This window comes from Burkholderia sp. PU8-34, from assembly GCF_053427725.1.
In genome coordinates, this window is sequence record NZ_JBSAXC010000001.1 from 632,006 (window position 1) to 658,174 (window position 26,169).

Genomic DNA, 26,169 nt, shown 5'->3' on the forward strand with positions numbered 1-26,169 from the left:
AGATTCTCACATGGACAGACGCGACGCATTATTCGGTACCGGTCTGCTGGCGCTTTCCGCACTGGCAACGATCGAACGGGTTTCGGCTCAGGAAAGCGCCCCCGCAGAAACCTCTCACCTGCATCATGGCGGTCACTACCAGGCGCTTGCCGATTCGACAGGCGCGTGCTTGTCGACAGGACAAGCCTGTGTGAACCACTGCATCCGTCTGCTGGGCAGCGGGAACCAGGACCTGGCCGCCTGTGCAACGAGCGTGTCGCAAATGCTTTCTCTTTGCACCGCGCTCCAGCAGCTTGCCTATCAGAACTCGCCCCATGTTCCGGCGCTTGCCAAAATCGCACTGGATGCATGCAGCGATTGCGCGGCGGAGTGTGCGAAACATGCGGACCAGCACGGGCCGTGCAAGGCCTGCATGGAATCATGCCGCACGTGCGCCAAAGCGTGCCGGGCAGCATTGGCGACCTGAAGCCGGCGGCGGACGCGTGCTGCCGTCAAGTCGCGGAAACGCTTTCACGCGTCCGCCGGCACTTCAGCTTCGTTTTATTTGGGTGATTTCAGTCTTCGCCTAATGGAAACGCCGGGTAATCTGGCGTCGATTTTTCGCATACTGTTTATTTGAATCGACGCTTTATTTCACCGCCATGTTCAGCCGCCGCCTGAAGATCGGGGCTTACCTCGGGATGCTTGCCATCCTGCTGAGCGTGGTCGCGCCGACGGTGTCCCAGGTGCTGCGCGGCTCGAATGGCAATGTCGAGCATCACGCGCATCATTTGCATCACCATCATCCGGCCGTCGCGGTTGCGCTGGATGCCCATGCCGGGCACCACCATGGTTCCGATTCGTCGCCGCTGGGCGATGCGTGCCCGTATTGCGGACTGATTGCGCACTCGCCGGCCCTGCCTAGCGTCACCGTCGCATCGAGCGTCGCGCCACTGCGGCCCGCTTTTCCTCCCCCCGTCGTCGTCGCGGCGTTCCGCCCCTACACGGTGCGGACGCCGGCTCAACCGCGCGCTCCTCCCGCCCTGTCCTGACCTTCGTTGAGGTTCTCCCGCGGTGTCGTTGAACGACATCGCGGGTCGTCGCGCATCCGTTGCGCCGACATCTCTCAATCATTGAAAATCGGGACCTAATCATGCGAACCACATTCAAATGGGGCGCCGTTGCGCTATGCGCGCTTGCGTCAAGCATCGCGTCATTCGACGCCACTGCTCACGCGGTCGTTGGCGACCGCGTCTTTCCGGCGACGATGGCCGTCGACGATCCGGGCGTCGGCGACGAGTTCAACGTGCAGTTCAGCCACATCAAGTCGCCGGACAGCAACGGCGACGACATGAACGTCAACACTGTGTCGTACGAGTGGGACAAGCTGATCACGAAGAACCTCGCGTTCAGCATCGCGAGCAACTACGCGAGCCAGAACTCGCCGGATGGCACCGCGAAGGGCTGGGACGACATCACGCTCGGCGTCAAGTATCTCGTCTACACGAACGCGCCGCACGAATTCATGGCGTCGGTAGGGTTGCTCGCCACTCTCGGCGGAACTGGCGCCAAGGCGATCGCGAACGCGTATTCGACGTTCACGCCGACCGTCTATTTCGGCAAGGGTTTCGGCGACTTGCCCGCGTCGCTCGGCTATCTGCGGCCGCTTGCAGTCACCGGCACGATCGGCCCGAACCTGACGACCGCGTCGTCCGATACCGGACCGAACTCGCTCGGCTGGGGCGTGACGGTGCAATACAACATCCCTTACCTGCAATCGCAGGTGAAGGATCTCGGACTGCCGCAGCCGTTCGCGAACCTGATCCCCGTCGTTGAATTCCCGATGAGCACCTGCACGGCGGGCGCGTGCGCCGGGCAGACGACAGGCACCATCAACCCCGGCGTAATCTGGATCAACCGCTACGGCCAGTTCGGCATCGAGGCGCAGATCCCCGTGAACCGCGCGACCGGCTCGCATACGGGCATCCTGGTGCAAGCCCATATCTACTTCGACGACATCTTCCCGAACTCGATCGGCAAGCCGCTGTTCTGAACGGCAAGGAGCTCTCTTATGAAACCGCACTCAACTGCACGCGCCGCCATTGCCGCGCTGGCGCTCGCCGGCTGCCAGCTCGCGCATGCGCATGCGTACCCGACCCATCAGGCGCCGGCGGCCGGCTCGACCGTCCCCGCGTCGCAGAAGGACGTCGCGATCGATTTCGACGACGGGCTCGAGCCCGCGTTCAGCTCGATCACCGTCACGGATGCGCATGGCAACGCGGTCACCAGCGGCAAGGCCGTCGTCGACTCATCGAACCGGAAGCACATGTCGGTGGCACTGAACCCGCTGACTTCGGGCGTCTACACAGTGTCATGGGTTGCCATTGCCGCGGACGGGCATCGCACGCAGGGGCATTACACGTTCACGGTGAAGTGACCATGGAGCCGCTCGTCGCCGCGCAGATCGTGCTCGCCGCAGTACAGGACGTGCTGTTCGCGACAGCGGCGGGCTCGCTCGCGTGCGCCATGTTGGCAAAAAGCAGCGGCATGGGCGCGCCGGCAACATTGCGCGGCTGGCAGGCGGGCCTTGCGATCGCGCTGGCGCTCACGGCCGTCGCCTACCTGTGGCTGCAGGCAGCCGTGATGAGCGGCGCACCGCTTGCGGAGGCCGGTCATTCGATCGCCGCCGTGCTTACGGCATCGCACTACGGTGTCGTGTGGTCGGTCGGGTTCGCCGGCGCGCTGCTGGCGACGCTGAGCCGCCTGTCCGGCCGACGCGGCCTGCCGCTGTTCGCCGCGGGGCTCGTCGCGTGGGCGGCGGGCAAGGCCGCGGCCAGCCACGCGGCCGACGCGGGCGACCTGTCGGTGCGCGAAGCCATCCATGTCGTCCATCTGTGCGCGACGGCGCTATGGGCCGGCAGCGTGATCGTCGCGGCGGTGGTGCTGCGCCGGTCCGCGCCGATCATGCGCGACATGGCGGAGCAACAGGCCGCGTTCTGCAGCGGGCTGTCGTATCTGGCAACGGCAACGCTCGTCGTCGTGCTGATCACGGGCCTCTATAACGTGATGCAGGACACCGCGCAGGCCAGCGCGCCGCTCCTCGGCATGCCGTGGGGCCGGCTGCTCGCGGCGAAGCTCGCGTGCGTCGCCGCCGCGGTGGCGCTAGGCGGCTGGAACCGGCTGGTGGTCCTGCCCGCGCTGTGCGCGCAAGCGCCGCAGAAGGGTCCGGGTTTCGCGGCGGCGCAAGCCCGCTTCGACGCGTGGCTGACCGTCGAGGCGTTCGTGATGGTGGCGGTGCTCGCGATCGCGGCGGTGCTCGGGCATACGTCGCCGACCGGCGGCTGACGAGGGTGTACGTGATGCCCGTCCGATACGCCACACTCGCTCCTTCAGACGGCCTTGCCGACGGCCGCGACTGCCTGTGCAACCGCATCGGTGTTTGCTCGAACACTTGCGAAAAAGACATTGCGGCATACTCGCAACAAGGCGGCATGCCACGGCGGCCATGTTGGACCGCTTCAGCCCCACACCGCAGATCACACGAAATTCGTCGCGCCGCAGTATCCTTGCGCCCAATCCTCAATGCGTACTCGCTTCATTACACGGGAGAACCCACGATGAAACCGAATCTCAGCCGACGTGCCCTGCTTGCCGTTGCGCTCGCCGGCGTTGCCGCGACCGCTGCCGCCGCTGCCCAGGCCGCCGAAACGGAGCGATGCTTCGGCATCGCGAAAGCCGGCCAGAACGACTGCGCAAGCAAGACCGGCGTGCACGACTGCGCAGGCGACGCCAAGGTCGACAACGACAAGGGAGATTTCAAGAACGTGCCGAAGGGCACCTGCGGAAAAATGGGCGGCACGGTCGGCGTATGATGCGCGGCATTCCGCAACGCGATCGCGTGCACCTCGGGCGGATCAGATGATCGGCGTCTCGCCTGTCGCGCGCGCACCGTCCGGCGTCGGCATCGGGCTGCGCCATGCGCACTATGCCGATTTCCTCGGCGCGCGACCGGCGGTCGACTGGGTCGAAGTGCATAGCGAAAACTACTTCGGCGACGGCGGCTACGACCTGCACGTGCTCGCCAGCGTGCGGCGGGATCTGCCGGTCAGCCTGCATGGCGTCGGCCTCGGGATCGGCTCTGCCGCGCCGCTCGATGCCGAGCATCTGAGCCGGCTGAAGCGGCTGGTCGCGCGCATCGAACCCACGGTCGTCTCGGAGCACCTCTGCTGGGGCGCGACAGCCGCGGGACACCTGAACGACCTGCTGCCGATGCCGCTGACTAATGCCGCGCTCGATCATGTCTGCTCTCGCGTCGGCTTGGTGCAGGACCTGCTCGGACGGCCGATCCTGCTCGAGAACGTGTCCACATGGCTGCGGTTCGATGGCGACCGCTACGGCGAATCCGCGTTCCTCGCGGAAGTCGCGCGCCGCACGGGATGCGGCGTACTGCTCGACATCAACAACCTGTACGTGAACCAGTGCAATCACCGCGAGGACGCGCTCGCGGCAATGCAGGCGCTGCCGCCCGCGGTGGTCGGCGAGATTCATCTGGCCGGTCATCGCGTGACGGATGCCGCCGTCATCGACGATCACGGTTCGCGCGTCGCGCCGGTGGTCTGGCGCCTCTATGAACATGCGCTGCGCCGCTTCGGCGACGTGCCGACGCTGATCGAATGGGACACGGACATTCCGCCGCTGAGCGTGCTCGTCGATGAAGCGCGGCTCGCGCGCGACTCACGCATTCGCGCCGGCTGCGCGGGCGACGACCAAACGACACCATCCGGAGGTCAGCCGACCGATGTCCACCGGGCTTGAATCGCTTCAGCAGTCCTTCGCAAAGGCACTCGACGATCCTCGGGACGAGCCGTCGCTGATCGCGCGCGTGAAGCCGTTGCCGCCGGGATCCGATTCGGACGCCAATCTGCGCCAAAGGATCGGACTGTACCGAGGCAACGTCCGCGCCCACTGGCGTGCAGCGCTCGCGAACGCGTATCCCGTGCTGCTCGCGCTGGGCGGCGATGCGTGGTTCGACGCGCTGTCGCTTGCCTATGCGCGCGCGCATCCGTCACGCAGCGGCGATCTCAATCGCTTTGGCGATGCGTTGCCTGCCTTTGTCGGCGAGTATGAGCAGGACGCGCGCTTCCGCTACTTTGCGCACGTCGCGCGCCTCGAATGGGCGCTGCACGACGCCTGTTTCGCCGCCGACGCGCCCTCGTTCACGCCGCAGCAATGGCACGAACTCGGCGACGAGCGCCTGCTCGATGCGCAGCTCGCAATCCACCCCGCATGCGCGGCGATTGCTTCGGACTACGCCATTACCGACATCTGGTTCGCGCATCAGCCGGGCGGAAACGTCCCGAAGCGGCTCGACGTCGCGACATGGGCGCTCGTCGTGCGTCCATTGTGGAAACCGACGGTACTCGTTCACTCCCACGCTGCGCATACGGCCTTCGTCGCACTGCAACGACGCAGCACGCTGGCGGAAGCGCTCGACGCCGCGCTGGCGATCGATCCGCAATTCGACTTCGCCGCGCAATGGCATACGTGGATCGCGACTTCGGCGATCACCGGCGCGAAATGAGAATCTAACCTTCCTCTGCCATTCGCCGTCGCCGTGCGCGCAACGTCAACCAGAGCAAACATAGTCCGATGGTGCCCAGAATCAAACCTCCCATGGGACACAGGAACCACGCATACCAAAGCCAACGGTAATGGTCCTGCCCGCTCTTGAATGACAGCGGAGGCAGCGTCACCAAGGTTACTCGTTCGCCGTTCAACGACGGATCAACGTCCGTTATCGTGAGGGAAATATCGTTCCTGCCGGAAGCGGCTCTGATTCTCGGCGCAGCTGGAGCAGGCCAATTCCATTCCCCAGGTGCAGTCGAGCGATTTGTTGTCAGCTGCCGATGGAACTCGAGTGCAAATGCATCGTCACGCTTGCCCGCTTGAACGACGCTCAGGCCGTCCGCGCCCCTGGACCTCAGCCAGCCCTGATAGCAGCCCTGCAGGAAAGCAGGCGCCCAAGTGAGTGCGCCGCCGCCAAACGCGCGCAACGGTGCGCCATAGTGCGTGATACGCAGGTAGTCGCGTTCGTCGGCCAGTTCGGTGAAGCCCCACCCCATGTCATGCCACCTCGCGTTCAGCGCGGCCGCGAGATCGTCGGTCGATTTGCACATCTGCAGCGGATGCGCCGCCGCGAAACGTGCACCGACTCGTGCCATCAGTTGTCGCAGCTCGTCATTGCCGAGCTGGGTTTCGAACTCGGCAGCAAGCGCGGCCAACATGCCTCGCCATTGTGGTGATATCTGCTGATCGAGAATCGAATCGAAAGCACTCATCATAGGGACTGGTGATCGGGTCAGCTGCAGATCGCCCCCTCGGCTTGCGCATGCAGGATCAGGCACAACTCTCGCGGGATCGATGTAACCGATGCGCCGGCGTTGGCCGCAAGATTGCTTCGTGAGTTCCCTTTCGATACGAGTCCGACCGCGCGCCGCGCAAACGGCGGCCCACTTGATGGACCCAAGCGCGTCGGACCTTGCTCCGATTTCAAGTCGAGGAGATGTTCGTGCCTTACTCCCAGCGTTATCGCGCGCTGTTGCGCGCGGGATTTTCCTTTTTTGCCGCCACCGCGATGGCCGCCGTTCTCTCCGCGTGCAGCAAGGGCAGCGCGCAGACGGCGGCACCGCCGCCAGTCGAGGTCAGCGCGGCTCAGGTCGTGATCAAGCCCGTGCGCCAGTGGGACGAATTCACCGGCCGCATCGCCGCCACCGACGCGGTCGAGGTGCGCGCGCGGGTCAGCGGCTACCTCGAGCGCATCGCGTTCAAGGAAGGCGACGAGGTCAAATCCGGCGATCTGCTTTTCGTGATCGACCGGCGCCCATACAAGGCCGCCTACGACAGCGCGGCGGCGCAGCTCGAACGTGCACGCGCCGCGGCACAACTGGCAAGCGCGCAGGACCAGCGCGCGCAGACGCTGATCAGGGCCAACGCAATCTCGCGTGAGGAATTCGACACGCGCCACGCCGGTCTGGCCCAGGCCGATGCCGACGTGCGCGCGGCCGAGGCGGCGCTGGCCACCGCGAAGCTCAATCTCGGCTTTACCGAGGTACGCTCGCCGATCGCCGGGCGCGTCAGCCGCGCCATGCTGACGGTGGGCAATCTGGTCCAGGCTGACCAGAGCGTGCTGACCAGCGTAGTGTCACAGGATCCGGTCTATGTCTACTTCCAGCTGGACGAGCATACCTATCTGCGCTACGCGGTGCTCGCGCGCAAAGGCCAGCGGCCGGGCTCGGCCAATCCGGTGCGCGTCGGCCTCGCCAACGACACGGGCTTTCCCTATTCCGGTGCGGTCAACTTCGTCAACAACCAGGTCGACTCGGCCACCGGCACGATCAACCTGCGCGCGGTGGTGCCGAATCCCGACCGCGCGTTTACGCCGGGTCTGTACGCCCGCGTGCAGCTCGAGGGCAGCGCCGAGTTCAGCGCGATGCTGATCGACGACAAGGCGATCATGACCGACCAGGACCGCAAGTACGTGTACGTGGTCGGACCGAAGCACGACGCCCTGCGCAAGGACGTCACGCTCGGCGGCCTGGCCGACGGGCTGCGTATCGTGCAGTCCGGGCTCGCGCCAAACGACAAGGTCATCGTCGCCGGCCTGCAGAAGATCTTCTTCCCGGGCGCGCCGGTGAACGCCAGCAAGGTGGTGATGGGCGCGCCGCCTGAGCCTTCTGCCGCACTGGTCTCGACCGCGGCGAAGTAAGGAAAGCGCCCCATGAATATCTCCAGATTCTTTATCGACCGCCCGATCTTCGCGGCGGTGCTGTCCATCGTGATCTTCGTCGCCGGCCTGATCGCGATACCGCTGCTGCCAATCAGCGAGTACCCCGAGGTGGTGCCGCCCACCGTGGTCGTGACCGCAACCTATCCCGGCGCCAATCCCAAGGTGATCGCCGACACCGTCTCGGTGCCGCTGGAGGAGCAGATCAACGGCGCGGATCACATGATGTACATGAAATCGGTGGCCGGCTCCGACGGCGTCCTGCAGTTGACGGTCACGTTCGAGCCAGGCACCGATCCCAGCCAGGCCCAGGTCGACGTACAGAATCGTGTGGCCCAGGCGCTGTCGCGCCTGCCGTCGGAAGTGGTCGCGCTTGGCGTGACCACGCAGAAACAGTCGCCGACCTTTTCCGTCATGGTCACGCCGTACTCTCCGGACGGCCGCTACGATGCGCTCTACCTGCGCAACTACGCGAACATCAAGATCAAGGACGAACTCGAGCGCCTGCCCGGCGTCGGCCAGATACGCATGTTCGGCGGCGGCGACTATGCGATGCGCGTCTGGATCGATCCGAACAAGGTTGCCTCGCGCGGCCTGACCGCGGGCGACGTCGTTCGCGCGATGCAGGATCAGAACGTCCAGGTCTCGGCCGGCCAGCTCGGCGCCGAACCGATCAAGGGCGGCAGCGATTTCATGGTCGCCATCAATGCGCAGGGCCGCCTGCGATCGGCCGAGGAGTTCGGCAACATCGTGCTCAAGACCGGCACCAGCGGCGAGGTCGTCCGCCTCGCCGACGTCGCACGCATCGAACTCGGCGCCAGCGACTACACGTTGCGCGGCGCGCTCGACGCCAGGTACACCACGGCGATCGGCGTGTTCCAGGCGCCGGGCGCCAACGTGCTGGCCGTCCGCGATGCGGTGATCGCGAAGATGGACGAGCTGGCCAAACAGTTCCCGCCCGGCATGACCTACCGCTCCGACTACGACAGCACGATCTTCGTGCGCGATTCGATCAAGGCCGTGGTGCACACGCTCGGCGAGGCGATCCTGTTGGTCGTGCTGGTGGTAATCCTGTTCCTGCAGACCTGGCGCGCCTCGATCATTCCGCTGATCGCGGTGCCGGTGTCGGTGATCGGCACCTTCGCCGTGCTGTACGTGCTCGGCTTCTCGATCAACACATTGACTTTGTTCGGCCTCGTGCTGGCGATCGGCATCGTCGTCGATGACGCGATCGTCGTGGTCGAGAACGTCGAGCGCAATATCGAGGAGGGGCGCACGCCGCTGGAAGCCGCGCACCAGGCCATGAAAGAGGTTTCCGGGCCCATCGTGGCAATTGCACTGGTGCTGTGCGCGGTGTTCGTGCCGATGGCCTTCCTGACCGGCGTCACCGGTACTTTCTACAAGCAGTTCGCGGTGACCATCGCGATCTCGACGGTCATCTCGGCGATCAATTCGTTAACCTTGTCGCCGGCGCTCGCGGCCAAGCTGCTGCACGCGCACGGCGCGCCCAAGGACGCGATCTCGCGCGGGATCGAGCGCACGTTCGGCTGGGTGTTCGGCCCATTCAACCGCTTCTTCAAGGCGAGTTCGGACGAGTATCAGGGCTCGGTGTCGCGCATCCTCAAGCGCCGCGGCGTGGCGTTCGCGGTCTACGCGGTACTGCTTGCGGGCACCGTCCTGATGTTCAACAACGTGCCCCGCGGCTTTATCCCGACCCAGGACAAGCTCTACCTGATCGCTGGCGTAAAACTGCCGGAGGGCGCTTCGATCAGCCGCTCCGACGCGGTGGTAAAGCGAATGGTCAAAATGGCCCTGGGGACCGAAGGCGTCGCTCACGCGGTTTCGTTCGCCGGCCTGAACCCGACCCAGTTCACCAACACGCCCAACTACGCGATAGCCTTCGTGATCCTGAAGACGTTCGACGAGCGCCACGTCAGCGCCAAGCAGATCGCCGACGGGATCCAGGCCAAGCTCAACACGATCAAGGAAGGCATGGCCTTCGTGATCATGCCGCCGCCGATCCTCGGCCTCGGCAACGGTGCCGGCTATTCGCTGTTCGTCGAGGATCGTGCCGGCAGCGGCTACGGCGTGCTGCAGCAAGGCGTGGGCGCGCTGCAGGGTGCGTTGATGAAGGTGCCCGGCATGGGATTCCCGTTCTCGGGCTACCAGTCCAACGTGCCGCAGCTCGACGTGAACGTCGATCGCCTTAAAGCCAAGACTCAGGGCGTGGCGCTGAGCGACCTGTTCGAGACCTTGCAGGTCTATCTCGGCTCGAGCTACGTCAACGATTTCGATCTGTTTGGCCGCACTTGGCGTGTGTATGCGCAGGCCGAGGGCGACTACCGCAAAAAGGTCGAGGACATCGGCAACCTGAAGACGCGCAACGCGCAGGGCGAGATGGTGCCGATCGGCTCGATGGTCAACATCAAGCAGAGCTACGGCCCCGATCCGGTGCTCCGTTACAACGGCTATCCGGCCGCCGATTTCGTCGGCGAGGCCAACCCCGCCCTGCTGTCCTCCGCGCAGACGATGGACAAGATCACCGAGGTGGCCGCAAAGGTACTGCCGAACGGCATGAGTTTCGAGTGGACCGATCTGAGTTTCCAGGAAGCCACCCAGGGCAAGACCTCGTTGCTCGTGTTCCCGGTCTCGATCCTGCTGGCCTTCCTCGTGCTCGCTGCGCTATACGAGAGTTGGGTGCTGCCGCTCGCGGTGATCCTGATCGTGCCGATGTGCATGCTCTCGGCGCTGGCCGGCGTCAAGCTGTTTGGCGGCGACAACAATACCTTCGTGCAGGTCGGCCTGGTGGTGCTGATGGGCCTGGCGTGCAAGAACGCGATCCTGATCGTGGAGTTCGCGCGCGAGCTGGAATTCCAGGGCTCGGGCATCGTCGAAGCCGCGCTGGAAGCCTGCCGCCTGCGCCTGCGCCCGATCGTGATGACCTCGGTGGCCTTCATCGCCGGCACCGTTCCGCTGGTGCTCTCGCACGGCGCCGGCGCCGAGGTTCGCTCGGCCACCGGCATCACCGTGTTCGCCGGGATGATCGGCGTGACCCTGTTCGGCCTCTTCCTCACGCCGGTGTTCTACGTCGGACTGCGCAAGATGTCCGGCCGCAAGCTGGTCCAGCATGGCAAGGGCAGCATGGCGCACGGTTGATGTCCACCGACGTGCCGATCGGCGCCGGGAGCGCGCTCGCCCGCGCCATCGACGACAACGCCCGCCAGCGGTTCCCGCTTGAGCCGATGCTCGAGTCGTCGGCGCACGCGCATGCGGCTGGTTGGCCGACCAATGATTTCCGTGGAGACGCAAACACCATGCGCAACTCAACTCTGTCCCTGCAGATCGCCGCCAGCCTGACTCTGGCCGGCTGCGCAGTCGGCCCCGATTACCATCGCGCCGACCTGCCGGCGCCCGCGCAGTATGCGCGCAACGAGGCCGCGTCCGCGTCGAGCACCGCCGGCATCGCCGCGCCGGTCCCAGCCGACATGCAGTTCTGGCAGGCGTTCGGCGATCCGCAATTGACCCGACTCGTCGAACAGGCGCTGGCCGCGAACAACGATCTGCGCAGTGCGCTGGCGCACTACGATCGCGCCGCCGCGCTGTTGCGCGAGGCCAGGTTCGACTACGTGCCGACCATCACTGCCAGCGCGCAGGGCGGGCATCAGACGCTTACCGTGTCGCAAGTCCTGCCCGGTACGCCGCGCTCGTTCCGCAGTTATGACGTCCAGGCCAACGCGAGCTGGGAGCTCGATCTGTGGGGCCGCGTGCGTCGCGAAGTGGAGTCGGCGCGTGCTGACACCGCGGCCAGCCGCGCCGATCTCGCGGCGTTGCAGGTGTCGATCGCGGGCGAGACCGCGAGCACCTACCTGCAACTGCGCGGCCTGCAGGAACGCTTGCGCGTCGCGCGCGAGAACGCCAACAACCAGCGCGAGACGCTGAACCTCGTCGCAGCGCGCTACAAAGCCGGCAGCGACACCGACTACGAGCTTGCGCTCGCACGCTCGCAGTTCGAGACCACCTCCTCGCGCGCGCCAGCGCTCGAGGCACAGGTGGCAGTGACCGAGCATCGCCTCGCCGTGCTGACCGGCCGCCCGCCCGAGGCGCTGATTGCCGAACTCGATGCACCCAAGCCACTGCCAGCCGTGCCCGCGGGCATCGATCCCGGCACGCCGGGCGACCTGATCCGTCGCCGTCCCGATATCGCCGCGGCGGAAGAACGATTGCACTCGGCGACCGCGCAGGTCGGCGTCGCCACGGCCGACTTGTTCCCGAAGTTTTCCTTGAGCGGGCTGATCGGCACGCTGGCGTTCACCCCCAGCACGCTATTTCATGGCGGCACCGGCATGAATTCGGCCTTCCTCGGCGTCGATTGGTCCTTTCTCGACATCGGCCGCGTGCGCGCGCGCATCGCCGCGAGCCGCGCCGATGCGGCCGGCCTGCTCGCGCAATACCAGCAGACCGTGCTGCTCGCGCTGGAGGACACCGAGAACGCGCTGATCCGCGACGCGCGCACACGCAGCGAGGACGCGCAGCTCGAGCGCGCCGCGCGCGACAGCGCGGAGGCGGCGCGGCTGGCCCGCGTGCGCTACCAGGCCGGGATGATCGGCCTGTACGAAACCCTCGACGCGGAACGCCAGATGCTCTCCGCCCAGGATGCCGCAGCCGACAGCCGTACGCGCAGCGCCACCGCCGCGGTCGCGCTGTATCAGGCGCTGGCCGGCGGCTGGCCGCAGATACTGCCGGAAGCGGAAAAACTGTCCTCGACGGATTTTTCACGCTGACAGAGATCAAGGTCACGTGAACGTGGCCAGCGCGAAAACGATGGTCCGATGGTCGCGATCACCAGCTTGCTTCCTGCCAGCTGTGGAAACCCGGTTGCCGTCCCGGGCGAAGCAGATTCTTGCGCCGTCGACTAAAACGCGCGTAAGGCGTGAGGCGGGAAATGAAACGGAAGCGCTCGAAAAGTGCTGCAGCGGGATGATGCGAAACCGGTGGGAATCGACCGCATCAGAACGATGCCGCGGACACCGACGCACCGGTTGCATCGATCCCGCGAGAGTTGTGCCTGATCCCGCAAACAGACACCCAAATGGTTCGATCTGCCGCTACCATTGGGTGGAACACGTTCCGGATCGGCACTGATGCCTGCCATGAATATCCAAACCTTCAGAGAAATTGCCCGGCTGGTCGCCCTGCATGCGAAAGCCGAAGGTCAAAGCGCCACGACTATCGACAGCCTCGTGGTATCGCGGTACACATCTCGTTCACCGTCGATCCATTGCCCGCAATCGCCAATGTTCGGGATGGTGGTACAGGGCAGAATGAGCATCGAACTGGGTGGGACAATCCGGAATTTCGGGGCCGGTGACTATCTGTTTGTGTCGTTCGATGTTCCGGTGGCATTCCGGGTGATAGAGGCTAGCGAGGAACAGCCGTGTCTCGGACTAGGCATGGCGATTTCCCCCGAGCGTCTTCACGAAGTGCTCGCGAGGGTGGATTTGCAGCCACATGCCGTGGCAACCGAAGGCGCATGCAGTGTCATCGTCGCCCGTGCGAGCGTCAACTTGCAGGATGCGACGCTTCGCCTGCTACACCTGCTGGATGCGCCTGGCGACATCCGGCCGATGGCGCCACTGATCGAGCAGGAGATCATTTACCGGCTCTTATCCGGGCCGCATGGCGGACGCCTGCTGCAACTGGCCGTGGCCGGCAGTCCCGCCAACGGCGTCGCCAAGGCAATCGCCTGGCTGCGCAGGCACTACGTGCAACCGCTGCGCATCCCGGAACTTGCGGACCAGATCGGGATGAGCGAGTCCTCATTGCACCACCACTTCAAGGCAATCACCGGCCTCACGCCGATGCAGTACCAAAAGCAACTCCGACTGCACGAAGCACGCCGACTGATACAGATCGAACGTCGGAACATCGGCAGCGCCAGCTATGCGGTGGGCTATCAAAGCCGCTCGCAGTTCAGTCGTGAATACAGCCGGCTATACGGGATGTCGCCACAGCAGCACATGATCATCAGCAGTCCGAGATAACTGCCGGGTTTTGCCCTCGCTGATCCCGAAAACTTCCGTGCAGTTCGACGGGCTCCGGCATGACGCTCCGGTGCGGATGGATCCGCCGGTGCATCGTTCGCAGAATCAGGCACAACTCTCGCGGGATCGATGTAACCGATACGTCGGTATCCGTGGCATCGTTCGTATGTGGTCGAATCTCGCAGGTATTGCAGCATGTCACTGCTGGGCTTGCATCGCATTTGAGCCGAAATGCACCTTGCAGTAAGGCTGCACCGGAGCGCTGACGATGTCACCTCGCAGAACGCCAACCGAACGCTTCCTGCGACGAACCTTACCTCCGCGCCTTCGGCCACCCCCGGGTCGAAGTGCCTTTGCGCCACCACTTAAGGTGGTGGCGCACTTTTACACGTGGGGCGGCGTTCGACAAGCGTTGGAGACCCGTGGTAAACGGCGCGCAATCGACGCACCGTTCGGGAGAACGTCATGGTGCGAGCTGAATGGAGAATCGCGCTGGCAGTGCTTGCGAATTTCGCTGCGCTGGCGGGCGCGGCGGTGTGCATCCACGGCCTGTTGTTCGACCTGACGCGGGTCCTGTGGTTGGGGATCGGGATCATCGCCGCAGCGATCGTTGCGCTCGTCGTGATGCTGAACCTGTGGCCGAATGACGTCTCGAAAGACGATTCGTAGGGTGTGAAGTGCGTGACAGAGGACATCGATCAAAGTACGACCGCGAGTGCATCGATTGTTATGGGACGCAAACGCTTGACCAATTTGCTTCGCAGTCTTCGTCACACAATGCGACCAGCGTTATCCCGAGCAAACCGATGACGACAATGATTGCCGTCACAACCGCAAGTGTCGTAAGCATTCTGTTCGCGGCATAGAATTCCCCCTCCTCCACTTTGCTTTGATCACCTTGCATGCGCCATTTCTTCATCCTGTCCACCGTTCGTCGATTCATCAGGAACGCCGAGGATCGTGGTGTACGAAAACCCTGACGTGGAGAAATGCGCTCCCTCGTGCCCTTCGTGGCCAATCGCGAATTTTGGCGTTGTGCCAGTCCTCACAATGGTAGCTGCAGATGGATCGGCATATGCGTCCGCTTGCAGGATCGGGCACCACTCTCGGCGGATTGATGTAACCGATGCGTCGCCATCCGTGGCATCGTCTTCTCACGGCCTGGTTAAGCTGTAGCGGGCATCTTGGCTTGTTCGAAGAGAGCGGGCGACCGCAATGCAGAGTTGGCTTTGTCGAGGTGAGACATGATGCTGATCGACGAATTGGGAGACAAGGAGTGGGAGTTGGTCGAAGCGTTGTTCCGTGCGAAGCCAGCGCGGAGCGAGCGGCGCGGCCGGCCGCGCGCGGAAACGCGTGCAGTTCTCAATGCGGTGCTCTGGGTGCTCTCGACCGGCGAAGGCTGGTCCAGGCTGCCAGGCAGCTACCCGTCGCCGCCTACATGCAGGCGCCGCTTCGACGAATGGCAGGCGGACGGAACGCTCGCCGAAATAATCAGACGCCTCAACTCGAGCGGCCGCAAGATTTCGCCGCGCAGAAGCGTTCGCGCCACCGCCGCCAAACCGCCAGCACTGCCTGGCAGCGATCGCCTGCGCGGCGCCTTCTGGACCAACCCGGCGTCCTGGCATACGCCGGTCAAGATGGCGTAACGCACGACGAACTGTCCGATGAGAATGGCTTCATCCGATACGAAGACATCCTGCGAAGGGCTGTCATGACGGAAACGGGATGACGATGAACCGGAGCGGCGTTTTCATGCGAAACACGACGGTTTCGCCTTCCGGCCAGAAAGCGCAGGAATTAGCCTGATATGTCTGTCGACCTTGAACATTTGAGAAAGCTGGCGGAAGCCATGACCGGTGACGCGGCTGATACCCTTCGGCAAGCGGCCAGCGAGATCGGACTCCTTCGCAGGCACCTGTTTGAAGCGCATGCCAGTAACGCGGACAGCGAACGGCTCGACTGGCTAAGCGAGCAGGCTCACGAAGAGTATTGCGACTCGGTGCGTCGCACCTACTTTGCGTTGCCCCGCATAGTGACGAGGAAACGTGATGCAAGCGCTACGACATTGAGAGACGCTATCGACCTCGTTCGCATGCCTCACGATCACGACGTGTAGGAAGTTCTTCAATGCGCTGCATCGTTGCCGACTACTATCGGCTCACCTATCGGACCGTCTCTGGTTCCTTCCGAATTCCACGCCGAAGGCTCATCCGACGGGAACGTCGCGCTGGCTGTGCCTTCCCTCGTTCGCGCCTTCGCGCCTTGACTTGACGGGCGGATCGACGTCGTCTTTCATGTGCGATTCATGAGCAGCCGCTACTCCCGTTCGAATCGAGAAAGTCGCTCCGAAACACTAACGCTCATTTCGGTCCGGGATTCCTGTAGCAGATCATTCATGCATGAGTGCCGCCATTCATGTGCTGCTGTGGCGACATCCCGTATAGCCGGCTGTATTCGCGACTGAACTGCGAGCGGCTTTGATAGCCCGCCGCATAGCTGGCGCTGCCAATGTTCCGACGTTCGATCTGTATCAGCCGACGTGCCTCGTACAGTCGGAGTTGCTTTTGATACCGCATCGGCGTAAGGCGGTTGATTGCCTTGAAGTGATGATGCAATGAGGACTCGCTCATCCCGACACATGAATATTGCTCTTGGGCTGCAAGACCATCGTAACCATGCGAGGCTCGGTTGCAACAATCCACAGAGCGTAATACGACAACAGCAGCATGCTGGCCGCGAGCCAAGCTGCCCACGCCCGCATCAGATTGTTCTTCGCCATTTCGACCGCCGTTGTTCAATGAAGCCCCGAATCGACTGGACAGTCCGAGCCTCACCGGTATTCTTTCCGAACAGCCCTTTTAGGAGTCCGCTTCGACTGGATTCCCGCTTACTGTGTGGGCGCTACAACGCGCGCGCCCACGGCTGCACGCAACGCGCGTATGTCTTCTGCCGGCAAGTTCCGACTAAGAGGAAACTTCGGTTTTGGGCCGTAGACATAGACTGTCCCGTCACCGGACGCCCAAACGAGCACATCGACTGAGTACCTCCGCCCGCTGGATGACTTCACGTCAAAGCCAAAACCACGGAGTTTCAATGGCTCAGTTGCCACCAGGCCTTCCCATCCCGTTCGATGGGCGTCGAACCACTCCGATACCCGCAACACCTGTTGCGGCATAAGCGGCACTTCATGCATATGCCCATCCGCTCCTTGCACGTACACCATGCCGGCGCCGATAGGCGGCAAGTCAATATCTTGGCCGCAACCGGCCAAGCCCAGCGCAAAGATGCCGGACAAGATGAGTCGGGCAAGGGTCGACATGGTGTTCCAGAATTGGGTAGCCGATAGCTCGAGCGTTCCTTCTCTGCGCAAGCATTTGGGAGCCTCCAGCATGCCAACGCGCTCGAGAGCAGGCACCAAGCCTTTGCCAGCATGCCCTTCGGGCCATCGACGCACGCAGTAGCCGCCGTACCTCGCGCGGCCAGTCCACGGAATCTGTTGTCGCCGTGGTTACCGGGATCGCCGTTGCAACGCGCAAATTCCTCGCTTTCGAGGAATTTTCATTCTAGGCGACGGCAACAAGGCTTGAGGTCCTGCGGCTCCTGAAGCAGGCCGCAAAGGCGCTTCGAGCCGCAGCCGCCGCCTTCCATTACGCGTCGTCAGGCCACCGCGCGTCGCCAGCCGCCTCCACCAGATGATCGATAAACGCCTGCACCGTCGCGGGCAGGTGCCGGCGCTGCGGATAGGCGACATGGAGCTGCAGCGGCGCGGCCGGCGTGTCGAGCGCGATCGGCACCAGCTCCCCGCGCTCGATCGCACCGCAGCAAGCGGCCTCGACGACGATCGCACGCCGCGAGCGGACGACAGCGCCGGCGGCAGCGCATCGGCGGAAACCGGCCGACACCGGCCCGCAGCACCCGTCATCGAACGCCGAAGCCCGTCCCGACGGCCCCGCCGGCTGTCCCTTTCCTCCGGTGAAATCGAGGTCGATAATGGTGCTGTTCCTGACCAGCCAGGAGAGACGCCATGACCGAACGCGCTCCGTCCCCCGACGACCCCGACCTTGCCCAGGGCGTGCCGTTGGCCGATGTTCCCGAAGGCGGCATGATCGCGGGCCATGTCGGCGATGAACCGGTGCTGCTCGTCAGGCAGGCGAACGCCTGCTTTGCGGTCGGCGCAACCTGCACGCATTACGGCGCCCCGCTCGCCGACGGCCTGCTGGTCGGCGACACGCTCCGCTGCCCGTGGCATCACGCGTGCTTCAGCGTGCATACCGGCGAGGTGCTCGGCGCGCCGGCGCTGACCGACCTGAAATGCTGGCGCGTCGAGCAGCAAGACGGCAAGGTGTTCGTGCGCGACGCGCTGCCGGCAGCAACGACGCCAATCCCGTCGGCAGCGGCGGCCGCAGCGCACCCCGAATCGGTGGTTATCGTCGGCGGCGGCGCAGCCGGCAACGCCGCGGCCACCACGTTGCGGCGGCAAGGGTATCAGGGCCCCATTACGCTGCTGAGCGCCGATCGCGCGTTGCCGTACGACCGGCCGAACCTGTCGAAAGACTATCTCGCCGGCACCGCGCAGCCCGACTGGCTGCCGCTGCATCCTCCAACGTTCTACGCGCATCACGACATCTCAGTGCACTGCGGCCTGCGCGCGGTCAGTCTCGAGCCCGGCCGGAAATCCCTCACGTTGTCGGACGGCAGCGAGGTCGAGTACGGCGCGTTGCTGCTCGCCACCGGCGCCGAACCGGTGCGGCTCACGGTCCCCGGCGCCACGCTGGCGCACGTCGCGGTGCTCCGCACGCTGGCCGACTGCAATGCGCTGATCGCGCAGGTTGGCGCTGCACGCCGATGCGTGGTGGTGGGCGCGAGCTTCATCGGGCTCGAAGTCGCGTCCGCGTTGCGGACCCGTGGGCTCGACGTGCATGTGGTCGCCCCCGAAGCGCGTCCGATGGAGCGGATCCTCGGCGCGGCGCTCGGCGACATGGTCAGGGCGCTGCATGAAGCGCACGGCGTCGTGTTCCATCTGGGGGCGACGGTCGCCGCGATCGAAGTGGATCGCGTAACCTTGTCGACCGGCGACGCACTGCCCGCCGATCTGGTCGTGGTCGGAATCGGCGTGCGCCCCGACCTCGCGCTCGCCGAGGAGGCCGGTCTTGCGACGGATCGCGGCGTGACGGTCGACGAATTCCTTCAGACAAGCGTACCGGGCATCTACGCCGCCGGCGACATCGCCCGCTGGCCGGACCCGAGAACCGGCGAGCGCATTCGCGTCGAACACTGGGTGGTCGCCGAGCGCCAGGGCGCGGTGGCCGCGCAGAACATCCTCGGACAGCGGCAGCGCTTCGCGGCAGTGCCGTTCTTCTGGAGCCAGCACTACGACGTCGCGATCAACTACGTCGGCCATGCGGAACACTGGGATCGCATCGACGTCGACGGCGATCCGGCCGCGCACGACTGCACGGTCAGTTACTGGCGCAACGGCAAGCAGCTCGCGGTCGCCACCGTCGGGCGCGACCTCGCGAGCCTGCGCGCGGAAGCCGCATTCGAGCAGGCGACGCCGGCATGACTCGCGCGCGTGGCGCGGCAAGCGGCTCGCCCCATCGACCCTGTGCCGTACGCATGGCAGAAGGAGGCTCACGATGACGACGACGTTCAAGCTGGGGGACCGGGTCCGGTGGAATTCCGAGGCCGGCCACGTGACGGGCAAGATCGTCGCGATCCATTCGGAGGACTTCGACTACAAGGGCTATCGGCATCATGCGTCGCCGGACGATCCGCAATACGAGATCAAGAGCGACAAGACCGATCACATCGCCGCGCATCGGGGCCGTGCGCTCACGCTTATGTCCGGCGAAAGCGAATCATGAAACTGCCGTTCTTCACGGTCGGGCATTCCGACCGCACGCTTGCCGATTTCGTCGGCCTGCTGAATAGCGCGGACATCGGCCTGCTCGCGGACGTCAGGAAGATGCCGCGATCGCGAACCAATCCGCAGTTCAACGAAACGACGCTGCCGGTTGCGCTGGCCGCGTTCGACATCGGCTACGAACACGTCGCCGCACTCGGCGGGCTGCGCGGCAAGACCCGGACGGTGCCCGACGACGTCAACGGTTTCTGGACGAACGACAGCTTTCATCGCTACGCCGACTACGCGCTTTCCGCAGAATTCCGCGCGGGCCTCGACCATCTGGTCGCGCAAGGACACCGGCAGCGCTGTGCCGTCATGTGTGCGGAAGCCGTGTGGTGGCGCTGCCATCGGCGCATCGTCGCCGACTATCTGATCGCGCGCGGCGAGACGGTGTTCCACATCATGGGGCCGGGCCGCCTCGAACCCGCGCGCCTCACGCCGGGGGCCGTCGTTCAGGCGGACGGGACGATCGTGTATCCGCGCGGTGAGGCAGACGATGTTGCCGACGTTGATGCCGACGTGCCGGGCACGCGATCGCGGCGGCCCGATTGAGTTCGGCGCACGCCGAAGCCGGCATGGCCGGCGAAATGGCCGGCGATGCCGCCGCACATCACCGGGATGCGCGGAACGCGCCGGCACGGCGGATCACACCACGGCGCAACACTTCCCGCTCCCGCGATCCTGCATTACCATCGTGCGTCCGCCGCGCCCGGACAGCCCCGCTGTGCTGCCAGGCTCCGGCCCACCTTCCGCTCCCGCTCCGATGCTCACCCTCGTCATCCTCGCCGGCCTCTGGGCCGGCCTGCAAAACTCTCTCGCGGGCGGCGGCTCGTTCGTCACGCTGCCCGCGCTGATCGTGTCGGGCATGTCGCCGCTCTCCGCCAACATCACGTCGACGGTCGCGCTGTTTCCCGCGCAAGTCACGACCGGCTGGGCAAGCCGCCACATGGTGCGCGGCGCGGGCAAGCTGCCGTTTCGCACGCTGTTCCTGATCAGCATCGTCGGCGGCGCGCTCGGCGGCCTGCTGCTGCTGAAGACGCCGTCGTCGATCTTCTCGCGGCTCGTGCCGTGGCTCGTGCTGTTCGCGACGCTCGTATTCGCATGGGGCAGCTTCTTCCGCAAGCCGAGCGAGGAGACGGTCCATCTCGGCCCCGTCACGACCGGCGTCGCGCAGTTCGTGATCGCGATCTACGGCGGCTACTTCGGCGGGGGAATCGGTTTCCTGATGATGGCCGCGCTGACGATGGCGGGCCTGTCGCCGCGTCACGCGGCGTCGACGAAGAATGCGCTCGCGGGCGTGATGAACGCGTCGGCTGTCGTGCTGTTCCTGACCTCGCCGCACCTGCATTGGCCCGCCGCGCTCGCGCTCGGCGGCGGCGCGATCGTCGGCGGCCTGTGCGGCTCGTGGGCGCTGCATCGCGTCAACGAACGGATTCTGCGGATCGGCATCGTGTGCATCGGCGTTGCGCTGACCATCGGTCTGTTCGTCAAGCCGCTGTGACGCGCGCCCCTGCGATCTCGCGCTCGTGACGCGCCGGTTCGCGGTACTTCGTTGCGTGAGCAGCAAGTCACGCGCGGCGCCCGGCTTTCCGGCAGCGCCGCCGCAGGCCCGCCAAGCCGAAGGGCCGCACACCGCTCAGCCGAACGGCCGCACGCCGATCAGCCAGCCGTGCAGGAACAGCGCGAACCCGGCCCAGATCACGAGGCCGGCGGCGACCGTCACGACGTCGGCCGACGTCCTGCCCGCCGGATAGCGCACGCCATTGCGGCGATCGCGCGCGCGCGACACGATGAAATCGACGAACGACCACACCAGGAACGCGCCGAACAGCACGACCGCGTGCAACGTGCCATTCGCGAGCAGGTGCGCGACCGCCCACACCATTACGCCGGCCAACATCGGATGCCCGACGAGCGTCTTGATGCGATTGGCCGGCACGTACGCCGCCGCGATCAGCACGAACGCGATCGCGGTCAGCATCCCCGTCAGGTGCCGCACGCCGACCGGCGACACCCACAGCAGGGTCGCGCTCGCGCGCGCGAGGCCGTAGCCCCAGACGATCAGCACGAACCCGACGATCGACGCGATCGAATAGCCGCCTTTCCAGCCTTTTTCGCCGAGCCGGGCGATCTGCGCGGACCGCCAGTCGTCCGCGAAGATGCGGATCGAATGCACACCAAGGAAGATCACTAAACCGAGAATCAGGACGAGCATCGGCTGTCTCCGTCTGGATACGAGTGGGGATGCATGTTGCGCGGCGTTCTGCGCGCCGGGTGCGGCGGCTGGTGCGGGTTTGCCCGGCAACCGGCCATGTCGTGTGCCAATGTGATCGCGCCGATCATAAACGCCGAACCGGCCGTTGTGAAGCGCGCGCGGTGCGGTGCGGTGCGGTGCGGTGCGGTGCGGTGCGGTGCGGTGCGGTGCGGTGCGGTGCGGTGCGGTGCGGTGCGGTGCGGTGCGATAGTAAGCTACCGGCGTTACGCGTCATCGTGGTGACACGCTATTCCGCCCGGTCCGCCCCGCTACCGCACCGCGCGCCTCGCCTCACGCGCCGCGCGTGCAGCGGTTCGGCGAGCACGCGCACGAGTGCTCGCGCATGAACTCGCGCATCGACTCGGTACCGGGCGTCAGCGGTTCGCGTATCGGCGTGTCCTCTCGTAGTCCGGGTCCGTGGCCGGACCCGTGGTCGGATCGGTGCTCAGCGTGCGGAAGCGATCACGTCGGCGACCGCCGCCGTCAGCTTCTTCGCATACGGCACGTGCAGGAACTCGTTCGGACCATGCGCATTCGACTTCGGCCCGAGCACGCCGCACACCATGAATTGCGCGGCCGGGAAGCCCGCCTGCAGCACGTTCATCAGCGGAATCGTGCCGCCGAGGCCCATATACGCGCAGTCCGCACCGAAGTGGCGGCGCGACGCGGCATCGAGCGACGACGCGAGCCACGGCGCGAGATCGGGCGCAGCCCAACCGGTCGCCGCGCCCGCGTCGGGCTTGAACGTGACCTTCGCGTTGTACGGCGGATCGAGTTCGAGCAGTTCCTTCAGCTGCTGCACGGCCTGCGCGGCATCGACGAGCGGCGGCAGGCGCAGCGACAGCTTGAACGCGGTGCGCGGACGCAGCACGTTGCCCGCATCGGCAAGCGGCGGCATGCCGGCCGCGCCCGTCACCGACAGCGACGGCCGCCACGTCGAATTCAGCAGCGCCTCGCGCGGGTCGGTCGTGGTCGGCAGCACCGGCTTGCCGTCCGCGCCGCACGCCCACGGCAAGCCCTTCCATACCGCATCGCCGAGAATCGCGGCAGTCGCGTCCGCTTCGCGCAGGCGGCTATCGGGAATCTCGCAATGGAACGCGCCCGGCAACAGGTTGCCGTTCTTCGCGTCCTCGAGCCGTTCGAACAACTGGCGCATCACGCGGAAACTCGACGGCGCGATGCCGCCGAACACGCCCGAGTGCACGCCCTCTTCGAGCACCTCGACCTGCAGGTCGCCGGACACGAGCCCGCGCAGCGACGTCGTGAGCCACATCTGGTCGTAGTTGCCGGCGCCGGAATCGAGGCACACGACGAGCGACACCTGGCCGAGCCGGTCGCGCAGCGCGTCGACGTACGGCAGCAGGTCGTAGCTGCCCGACTCCTCGCAGGTCTCGATCAGGCCGACGCAGCGCGGCCGTTCGACGCCCTGCTCGTCGAGCGCGCCGAGCGCCGCGAGGCTCGCGTAGATCGCGTAGCCGTCGTCCGCGCCGCCGCGGCCGTACAGCTTGCCGTTCTCGAACTTCGGCGTCCACGGGCCGAGATCCGCGCGCCAGCCGTCGAATTCGGGCTGCTTGTCGAGGTGGCCGTACAGCAGGATCGTGTCGGTGCTGCCCGAGCGCGTCGCGGGCGTCTCGAAGAAGATCACCGGCGTGCGGCCGGGCAAGCGCACGATCTCGAGCTTCAGGCCTTTCACGGGCTGGCGTTCGGCCCATTGCGCGGCATCGGTGACGACCCGCTCGAGGTAGCCGCGCTTCTCCCAGTCGGGATCGAATGCGGGGCTCTTCGCGGGAATCGCGATGTAGTCGGTCAACGCATGGAGGATTTCATCGTTCCACTTGCGCTCGACGAAGGTAACGAGCTTGTCATGGTCGAGGACGGGGGTAGTGTCGACGGAGGTCATGGTGGGTGCCTGGATCGGGCTGACGAAAACCGAGATGATACGCCGACGGCCGCCCGCCCGCGCCCCTTTCCAAGCGGTCGAAGCGGGTCGAGGCTGGCCGAAGCGGATCAGACGCGCGTCACACGGCCCGCGGCAGCATCAGGCCGAGGCCCGCCGCACATGCGAGCGCGTCGTCCCACCGGCGGCGCGTCAGCGCACCCGCGTCTTCGTCGCGCGCGAGCGCCGCGCACGCTAGCGAGCCAAGTCCGCCCGCCTCGCAGACGGCGATCGTCAGCGGGCTCAGGGAACCGACCATCGGCGCCTGAACCAGCGGCAAACGGGAAGGCAGCATCGCCATCGGCGCCCTCATTCGGAAGAAACCATCACGCGCGCCGGCGGTGCACTTTAATGGGCTCGATAATAATCGACAAATTCAATCAAGGATTGCGGCCTTATTCAATTCACGAAACGGATTAACCGGTTCGTAAAAATCGATCATCCTCTCGATTTACGCCACGCTGAATTTTCAGCCACGCCCCAATACCTCGAAACGCCCGCCAGCCCTGTCCAACCGTGCCACAACCCGCCACACAAGGCCGCCCCAAAGCATTTCATCCGCCTCAATGATCTCCATCAATATTCAAGATATTAAATTTCGTCACTTATCGTTGTTCACGTTCATTTAAGAGATAACATGCAAACGTTCAATAAAACGACGATCCGCGCCGGAATCGTCGACCGGCGCCGGGCCTCGCCACCTCAACCGCATTAAGTCTTCTCAAGGAGCCTCGCATGTCCGATGCCAGCTCGTCCTCGTCCAAATCCGCCGCCGCGCCAGCGGCCGCGTCGTCCGCGCCGAAGATCGGCGTGATTCCCGCCACCCTGATGGTCGCCGGCAACATGATGGGCTCCGGCGTCTTCATGCTGCCCGCGAACCTCGCCGCCACCGGCGGCATCGCGATCTTCGGCTGGCTGATCACCGTCGTCGGCGCGGTGTCGCTCGCGCTCGTGTTCGCGAAGCTCGCGGCAATCGACCCGGCCGCGGGCGGCCCGTACGCGTATGCGCGCAAATCGTTCGGCCCGTACATGGGCTATCAGACGAACCTCATCTACTGGATCGCGAACGTGCTCGGCAACGTCGGCCTCGCGGTCGCGGGCCTCGGCTACCTCACGCACTTCTTCCCGGTGCTGAAGGATCCGCTCGTGTTCGCGCTCGCGCAGATCTTCGTGATCTGGCTGTTCACGTACGCAAACATCCTCGGGCCGAACGTCGTCGGCCGCGTGCAGTCGGTCACGACGATCTTCGCGCTGGTGCCGATCCTCGGGATGGCCGTGTTCGGCTGGTTCTGGTTCAGCAAGGACGTCTACTTCGCCGGCTGGAACGTGTCCGGCACGAACAGCTTCAGCGCGATCGGCGCGACGCTGAACTTCACGCTGTGGGCGTTCATCGGCGTCGAAAGCGCGTCGGTGTCGGCGGGCGTGGTCGAGAACCCGTCGCGCAACGTGCCGATCGCGACCGTCGGCGGCGTCGTGCTCGCCGCGGTCTGCTACGTGCTCAGTTCGACCGTGATCATGGGGATGATCCCGAACAAGGCGTTGCTCGCGTCGAGCGCGCCGTTCGCCGACGCCGCGCGCCTCGCGCTCGGCGACACCGCCGCGAACGCGGTCGCGCTGTGCGCGGCGCTCGGCTGCCTCGGCTCGCTCGCGGGCTGGACGCTGCTGGTCGGCCAGACCGCGAAGGCCGCCGCCGACGACGGCCTGTTCGCCGGCGTGTTCGCGCGCGTCAATTCGAAGAACGTGCCGTCGGCCGGCCTCGCGATCGTCGCCGTGATCATGTCGGCCCAGGTGCTCGCGACGATGTCGCCGAGCGCGAGCGAGCAGTTCGGCAAGATCGCGTCGATCGCCGTGATCATGACGCTGCTGCCGTACATCTATTCGTGCATCGCGATCAAGGTGCTCGGCTACGGCAAGATGCCGTCGCACCAGTTCACGTTCTATACGATCGTCGGGCTGATCGGCGCCGTCTACGCGCTGTGGGCGATGGTCGGCTCCGACGGCCAGCAGACGCGCTGGTCGCTGATCTTCGTCGTCGCGACGATCGTCTTCTACGAGCTGTCGATCAACCGCCAGCGCGAAATCGAGGAAACCCACGTGCATCCGGGCGGCCGTTCGCCGCGCTGGGTGCGCTATTTCGCGCTCGCCGTCACCATCGCCGCGCTCGCCGCGACGCTCTGGATTTCCGTGGGCCGCCACGACGCCGACATCCTTCACGCCCGCTCGCCGGCTGCCGCCGCGGGCGTCCAAGCAACCCAGCAAACGGGGGACTAA

26 protein-coding genes and 2 pseudogenes are annotated in these 26,169 nt (G+C 65.3%); 20 read left to right on the forward strand and 8 right to left on the reverse strand.

The window, feature by feature from the left end:
- Positions 1–10 precede the first annotated feature (10 nt).
- Positions 11–466 carry a four-helix bundle copper-binding protein gene (locus tag ACV22Z_RS02870; protein WP_448074801.1) on the forward strand — a complete coding sequence of 152 codons (456 nt, stop codon included), beginning with the start codon at positions 11–13 and terminating at the stop codon, positions 464–466.
- A gap of 145 nt (positions 467–611) precedes the next feature.
- Here ACV22Z_RS02870 and ACV22Z_RS02875 read toward each other — a convergent pair whose 3' ends face one another.
- Complete coding sequence (locus tag ACV22Z_RS02875; RefSeq protein WP_448075175.1) at positions 612–830, reverse strand: hypothetical protein; 219 nt, start codon at positions 828–830, stop codon at positions 612–614.
- Between ACV22Z_RS02875 and ACV22Z_RS02880 the strand changes: the two genes are divergently transcribed.
- The 7 genes from ACV22Z_RS02880 (at position 726) to ACV22Z_RS02910 (ending at position 5,560) form a co-directional block, all read left to right on the forward strand.
- On the forward strand, positions 726–1,031 hold the full coding sequence (locus ACV22Z_RS02880; protein ID WP_448075149.1) for a DUF2946 domain-containing protein: 306 nt from the start codon (positions 726–728) through the stop codon (positions 1,029–1,031). The genes ACV22Z_RS02875 and ACV22Z_RS02880 overlap by 105 nt on opposite strands.
- A gap of 101 nt (positions 1,032–1,132) precedes the next feature.
- A complete protein-coding gene (locus ACV22Z_RS02885; RefSeq protein WP_448074802.1) occupies positions 1,133–2,032 on the forward strand; it encodes a hypothetical protein in 900 nt (299 codons plus the stop codon).
- Positions 2,033–2,050: 18 nt separating this feature from the next.
- A complete protein-coding gene (locus tag ACV22Z_RS02890) occupies positions 2,051–2,416 on the forward strand; it encodes a copper resistance CopC family protein (RefSeq protein WP_448074803.1) in 366 nt (121 codons plus the stop codon).
- 2 nt (positions 2,417–2,418) lie between these two features.
- The gene (locus ACV22Z_RS02895) at positions 2,419–3,324 is read left to right on the forward strand and encodes a CopD family protein (protein ID WP_448074804.1); all 906 of its coding nucleotides are present in this window, start codon (positions 2,419–2,421) and stop codon (positions 3,322–3,324) included.
- Positions 3,325–3,596: 272 nt separating this feature from the next.
- Positions 3,597–3,851 carry a BufA1 family periplasmic bufferin-type metallophore gene (locus ACV22Z_RS02900; protein ID WP_448074805.1) on the forward strand — a complete coding sequence of 85 codons (255 nt, stop codon included), beginning with the start codon at positions 3,597–3,599 and terminating at the stop codon, positions 3,849–3,851.
- A 46-nt stretch (positions 3,852–3,897) separates the two neighbouring features.
- On the forward strand, positions 3,898–4,794 hold the full coding sequence (bufB, locus tag ACV22Z_RS02905; RefSeq protein ID WP_448074806.1) for an MNIO family bufferin maturase: 897 nt from the start codon (positions 3,898–3,900) through the stop codon (positions 4,792–4,794).
- Entirely contained in the window at positions 4,778–5,560 is a 783-nt protein-coding gene (locus ACV22Z_RS02910; protein ID WP_448074807.1) for an HvfC/BufC family peptide modification chaperone, read from the forward strand. Before bufB ends, ACV22Z_RS02910 begins: the two co-directional genes overlap by 17 nt.
- 328 nt (positions 5,561–5,888) lie before the next feature.
- Here ACV22Z_RS02910 and bcsD read toward each other — a convergent pair.
- Positions 5,889–6,320 (reverse strand): annotated as a pseudogene (bcsD, locus tag ACV22Z_RS02915) (cellulose biosynthesis protein BcsD); the annotation flags it as partial.
- A 293-nt stretch (positions 6,321–6,613) separates the two neighbouring features.
- On the opposite strand from bcsD, the gene ACV22Z_RS02920 reads away from it, so the two are divergent.
- The 7 genes from ACV22Z_RS02920 (at position 6,614) to ACV22Z_RS02950 (ending at position 15,919) form a co-directional block, all read left to right on the forward strand.
- A complete protein-coding gene (locus ACV22Z_RS02920; protein ID WP_448075150.1) occupies positions 6,614–7,744 on the forward strand; it encodes an efflux RND transporter periplasmic adaptor subunit in 1,131 nt (376 codons plus the stop codon).
- A 12-nt stretch (positions 7,745–7,756) separates the two neighbouring features.
- Positions 7,757–10,918, forward strand: a complete 3,162-nt coding sequence (locus tag ACV22Z_RS02925; protein WP_448074808.1) for an efflux RND transporter permease subunit — start codon at positions 7,757–7,759, stop codon at positions 10,916–10,918.
- Positions 10,919–11,076: 158 nt separating this feature from the next.
- On the forward strand, positions 11,077–12,543 hold the full coding sequence (locus tag ACV22Z_RS02930) for an efflux transporter outer membrane subunit (RefSeq protein ID WP_448075151.1): 1,467 nt from the start codon (positions 11,077–11,079) through the stop codon (positions 12,541–12,543).
- A 369-nt stretch (positions 12,544–12,912) separates the two neighbouring features.
- A complete protein-coding gene (locus ACV22Z_RS02935) occupies positions 12,913–13,803 on the forward strand; it encodes an AraC family transcriptional regulator (protein ID WP_448074809.1) in 891 nt (296 codons plus the stop codon).
- 465 nt (positions 13,804–14,268) lie between these two features.
- Positions 14,269–14,472 carry a DUF2964 family protein gene (locus ACV22Z_RS02940; RefSeq protein WP_448074810.1) on the forward strand — a complete coding sequence of 68 codons (204 nt, stop codon included), beginning with the start codon at positions 14,269–14,271 and terminating at the stop codon, positions 14,470–14,472.
- A 575-nt stretch (positions 14,473–15,047) separates the two neighbouring features.
- Complete coding sequence (locus tag ACV22Z_RS02945; RefSeq protein WP_448074811.1) at positions 15,048–15,449, forward strand: transposase; 402 nt, start codon at positions 15,048–15,050, stop codon at positions 15,447–15,449.
- 161 nt (positions 15,450–15,610) lie between these two features.
- Positions 15,611–15,919 (forward strand): hypothetical protein, encoded by a 309-nt coding sequence (locus tag ACV22Z_RS02950; RefSeq protein ID WP_448074812.1) that lies wholly within the window; start codon positions 15,611–15,613, stop codon positions 15,917–15,919.
- 277 nt (positions 15,920–16,196) lie between these two features.
- Here the strand turns inward: ACV22Z_RS02950 and ACV22Z_RS02955 are convergent, their stop codons facing one another.
- From ACV22Z_RS02955 to ACV22Z_RS02965, 3 genes are all read right to left on the reverse strand, one after another.
- Entirely contained in the window at positions 16,197–16,637 is a 441-nt protein-coding gene (locus ACV22Z_RS02955) for a helix-turn-helix transcriptional regulator (RefSeq protein ID WP_448074813.1), read from the reverse strand.
- A 53-nt stretch (positions 16,638–16,690) separates the two neighbouring features.
- On the reverse strand, positions 16,691–17,122 hold the full coding sequence (locus tag ACV22Z_RS02960; protein WP_448074814.1) for a hypothetical protein: 432 nt from the start codon (positions 17,120–17,122) through the stop codon (positions 16,691–16,693).
- Between the two features lie 328 nt (positions 17,123–17,450).
- A complete protein-coding gene (locus ACV22Z_RS02965) occupies positions 17,451–17,705 on the reverse strand; it encodes a LysR substrate-binding domain-containing protein (RefSeq protein WP_448074815.1) in 255 nt (84 codons plus the stop codon).
- A gap of 122 nt (positions 17,706–17,827) precedes the next feature.
- On the opposite strand from ACV22Z_RS02965, the gene ACV22Z_RS02970 reads away from it, so the two are divergent.
- From ACV22Z_RS02970 to ACV22Z_RS02985, 4 genes are all read left to right on the forward strand, one after another.
- A complete protein-coding gene (locus tag ACV22Z_RS02970; protein ID WP_448074816.1) occupies positions 17,828–19,366 on the forward strand; it encodes an FAD-dependent oxidoreductase in 1,539 nt (512 codons plus the stop codon).
- 73 nt (positions 19,367–19,439) lie between these two features.
- The gene (locus ACV22Z_RS02975; RefSeq protein ID WP_448074817.1) at positions 19,440–19,667 is read left to right on the forward strand and encodes a DUF2945 domain-containing protein; all 228 of its coding nucleotides are present in this window, start codon (positions 19,440–19,442) and stop codon (positions 19,665–19,667) included.
- Positions 19,664–20,260 carry a DUF488 domain-containing protein gene (locus tag ACV22Z_RS02980; RefSeq protein ID WP_448074818.1) on the forward strand — a complete coding sequence of 199 codons (597 nt, stop codon included), beginning with the start codon at positions 19,664–19,666 and terminating at the stop codon, positions 20,258–20,260. Before ACV22Z_RS02975 ends, ACV22Z_RS02980 begins: the two co-directional genes overlap by 4 nt.
- 211 nt (positions 20,261–20,471) lie before the next feature.
- A complete protein-coding gene (locus tag ACV22Z_RS02985) occupies positions 20,472–21,209 on the forward strand; it encodes a sulfite exporter TauE/SafE family protein (protein ID WP_448074819.1) in 738 nt (245 codons plus the stop codon).
- A gap of 135 nt (positions 21,210–21,344) precedes the next feature.
- Here ACV22Z_RS02985 and ACV22Z_RS02990 read toward each other — a convergent pair whose 3' ends face one another.
- The 3 genes and pseudogenes from ACV22Z_RS02990 to ACV22Z_RS03000 form a co-directional block, all read right to left on the reverse strand.
- Positions 21,345–21,923, reverse strand: a complete 579-nt coding sequence (locus ACV22Z_RS02990) for an NnrU family protein (RefSeq protein WP_448074820.1) — start codon at positions 21,921–21,923, stop codon at positions 21,345–21,347.
- Between the two features lie 484 nt (positions 21,924–22,407).
- Entirely contained in the window at positions 22,408–23,862 is a 1,455-nt protein-coding gene (locus ACV22Z_RS02995; protein ID WP_448074821.1) for a M20 family metallopeptidase, read from the reverse strand.
- Between the two features lie 184 nt (positions 23,863–24,046).
- Positions 24,047–24,199, reverse strand: a pseudogene (locus tag ACV22Z_RS03000) (2-nitropropane dioxygenase); the annotation flags it as partial.
- A gap of 434 nt (positions 24,200–24,633) precedes the next feature.
- Here ACV22Z_RS03000 and adiC point away from each other — a divergent pair.
- Positions 24,634–26,169: an arginine/agmatine antiporter gene (gene adiC / locus ACV22Z_RS03005; protein ID WP_448074822.1), complete on the forward strand. Its 1,536-nt coding sequence runs from the start codon at positions 24,634–24,636 to the stop codon at positions 26,167–26,169.

Coding starts and splice junctions, on each gene's coding strand:
- ACV22Z_RS02870 (WP_448074801.1), top strand. CDS start 11: ATGGACAGACGCGACGCATTATTCGGTACCGGTCTGCTGGCGCTTTCC.
- ACV22Z_RS02875 (WP_448075175.1), bottom strand. CDS start 830: ATGGTGGTGCCCGGCATGGGCATCCAGCGCAACCGCGACGGCCGGATG.
- ACV22Z_RS02885 (WP_448074802.1), top strand. CDS start 1,133: ATGCGAACCACATTCAAATGGGGCGCCGTTGCGCTATGCGCGCTTGCG.
- ACV22Z_RS02890 (WP_448074803.1), top strand. CDS start 2,051: ATGAAACCGCACTCAACTGCACGCGCCGCCATTGCCGCGCTGGCGCTC.
- ACV22Z_RS02895 (WP_448074804.1), top strand. CDS start 2,419: ATGGAGCCGCTCGTCGCCGCGCAGATCGTGCTCGCCGCAGTACAGGAC.
- ACV22Z_RS02900 (WP_448074805.1), top strand. CDS start 3,597: ATGAAACCGAATCTCAGCCGACGTGCCCTGCTTGCCGTTGCGCTCGCC.
- bufB (WP_448074806.1), top strand. CDS start 3,898: ATGATCGGCGTCTCGCCTGTCGCGCGCGCACCGTCCGGCGTCGGCATC.
- ACV22Z_RS02910 (WP_448074807.1), top strand. CDS start 4,778: ATGTCCACCGGGCTTGAATCGCTTCAGCAGTCCTTCGCAAAGGCACTC.
- ACV22Z_RS02920 (WP_448075150.1), top strand. CDS start 6,614: ATGGCCGCCGTTCTCTCCGCGTGCAGCAAGGGCAGCGCGCAGACGGCG.
- ACV22Z_RS02925 (WP_448074808.1), top strand. CDS start 7,757: ATGAATATCTCCAGATTCTTTATCGACCGCCCGATCTTCGCGGCGGTG.
- ACV22Z_RS02930 (WP_448075151.1), top strand. CDS start 11,077: ATGCGCAACTCAACTCTGTCCCTGCAGATCGCCGCCAGCCTGACTCTG.
- ACV22Z_RS02935 (WP_448074809.1), top strand. CDS start 12,913: ATGAATATCCAAACCTTCAGAGAAATTGCCCGGCTGGTCGCCCTGCAT.
- ACV22Z_RS02940 (WP_448074810.1), top strand. CDS start 14,269: ATGGTGCGAGCTGAATGGAGAATCGCGCTGGCAGTGCTTGCGAATTTC.
- ACV22Z_RS02945 (WP_448074811.1), top strand. CDS start 15,048: ATGATGCTGATCGACGAATTGGGAGACAAGGAGTGGGAGTTGGTCGAA.
- ACV22Z_RS02950 (WP_448074812.1), top strand. CDS start 15,611: ATGTCTGTCGACCTTGAACATTTGAGAAAGCTGGCGGAAGCCATGACC.
- ACV22Z_RS02960 (WP_448074814.1), bottom strand. CDS start 17,122: ATGTCGACCCTTGCCCGACTCATCTTGTCCGGCATCTTTGCGCTGGGC.
- ACV22Z_RS02970 (WP_448074816.1), top strand. CDS start 17,828: ATGACCGAACGCGCTCCGTCCCCCGACGACCCCGACCTTGCCCAGGGC.
- ACV22Z_RS02975 (WP_448074817.1), top strand. CDS start 19,440: ATGACGACGACGTTCAAGCTGGGGGACCGGGTCCGGTGGAATTCCGAG.
- ACV22Z_RS02980 (WP_448074818.1), top strand. CDS start 19,664: ATGAAACTGCCGTTCTTCACGGTCGGGCATTCCGACCGCACGCTTGCC.
- ACV22Z_RS02985 (WP_448074819.1), top strand. CDS start 20,472: ATGCTCACCCTCGTCATCCTCGCCGGCCTCTGGGCCGGCCTGCAAAAC.
- ACV22Z_RS02990 (WP_448074820.1), bottom strand. CDS start 21,923: ATGCTCGTCCTGATTCTCGGTTTAGTGATCTTCCTTGGTGTGCATTCG.
- ACV22Z_RS02995 (WP_448074821.1), bottom strand. CDS start 23,862: ATGACCTCCGTCGACACTACCCCCGTCCTCGACCATGACAAGCTCGTT.
- adiC (WP_448074822.1), top strand. CDS start 24,634: ATGTCCGATGCCAGCTCGTCCTCGTCCAAATCCGCCGCCGCGCCAGCG.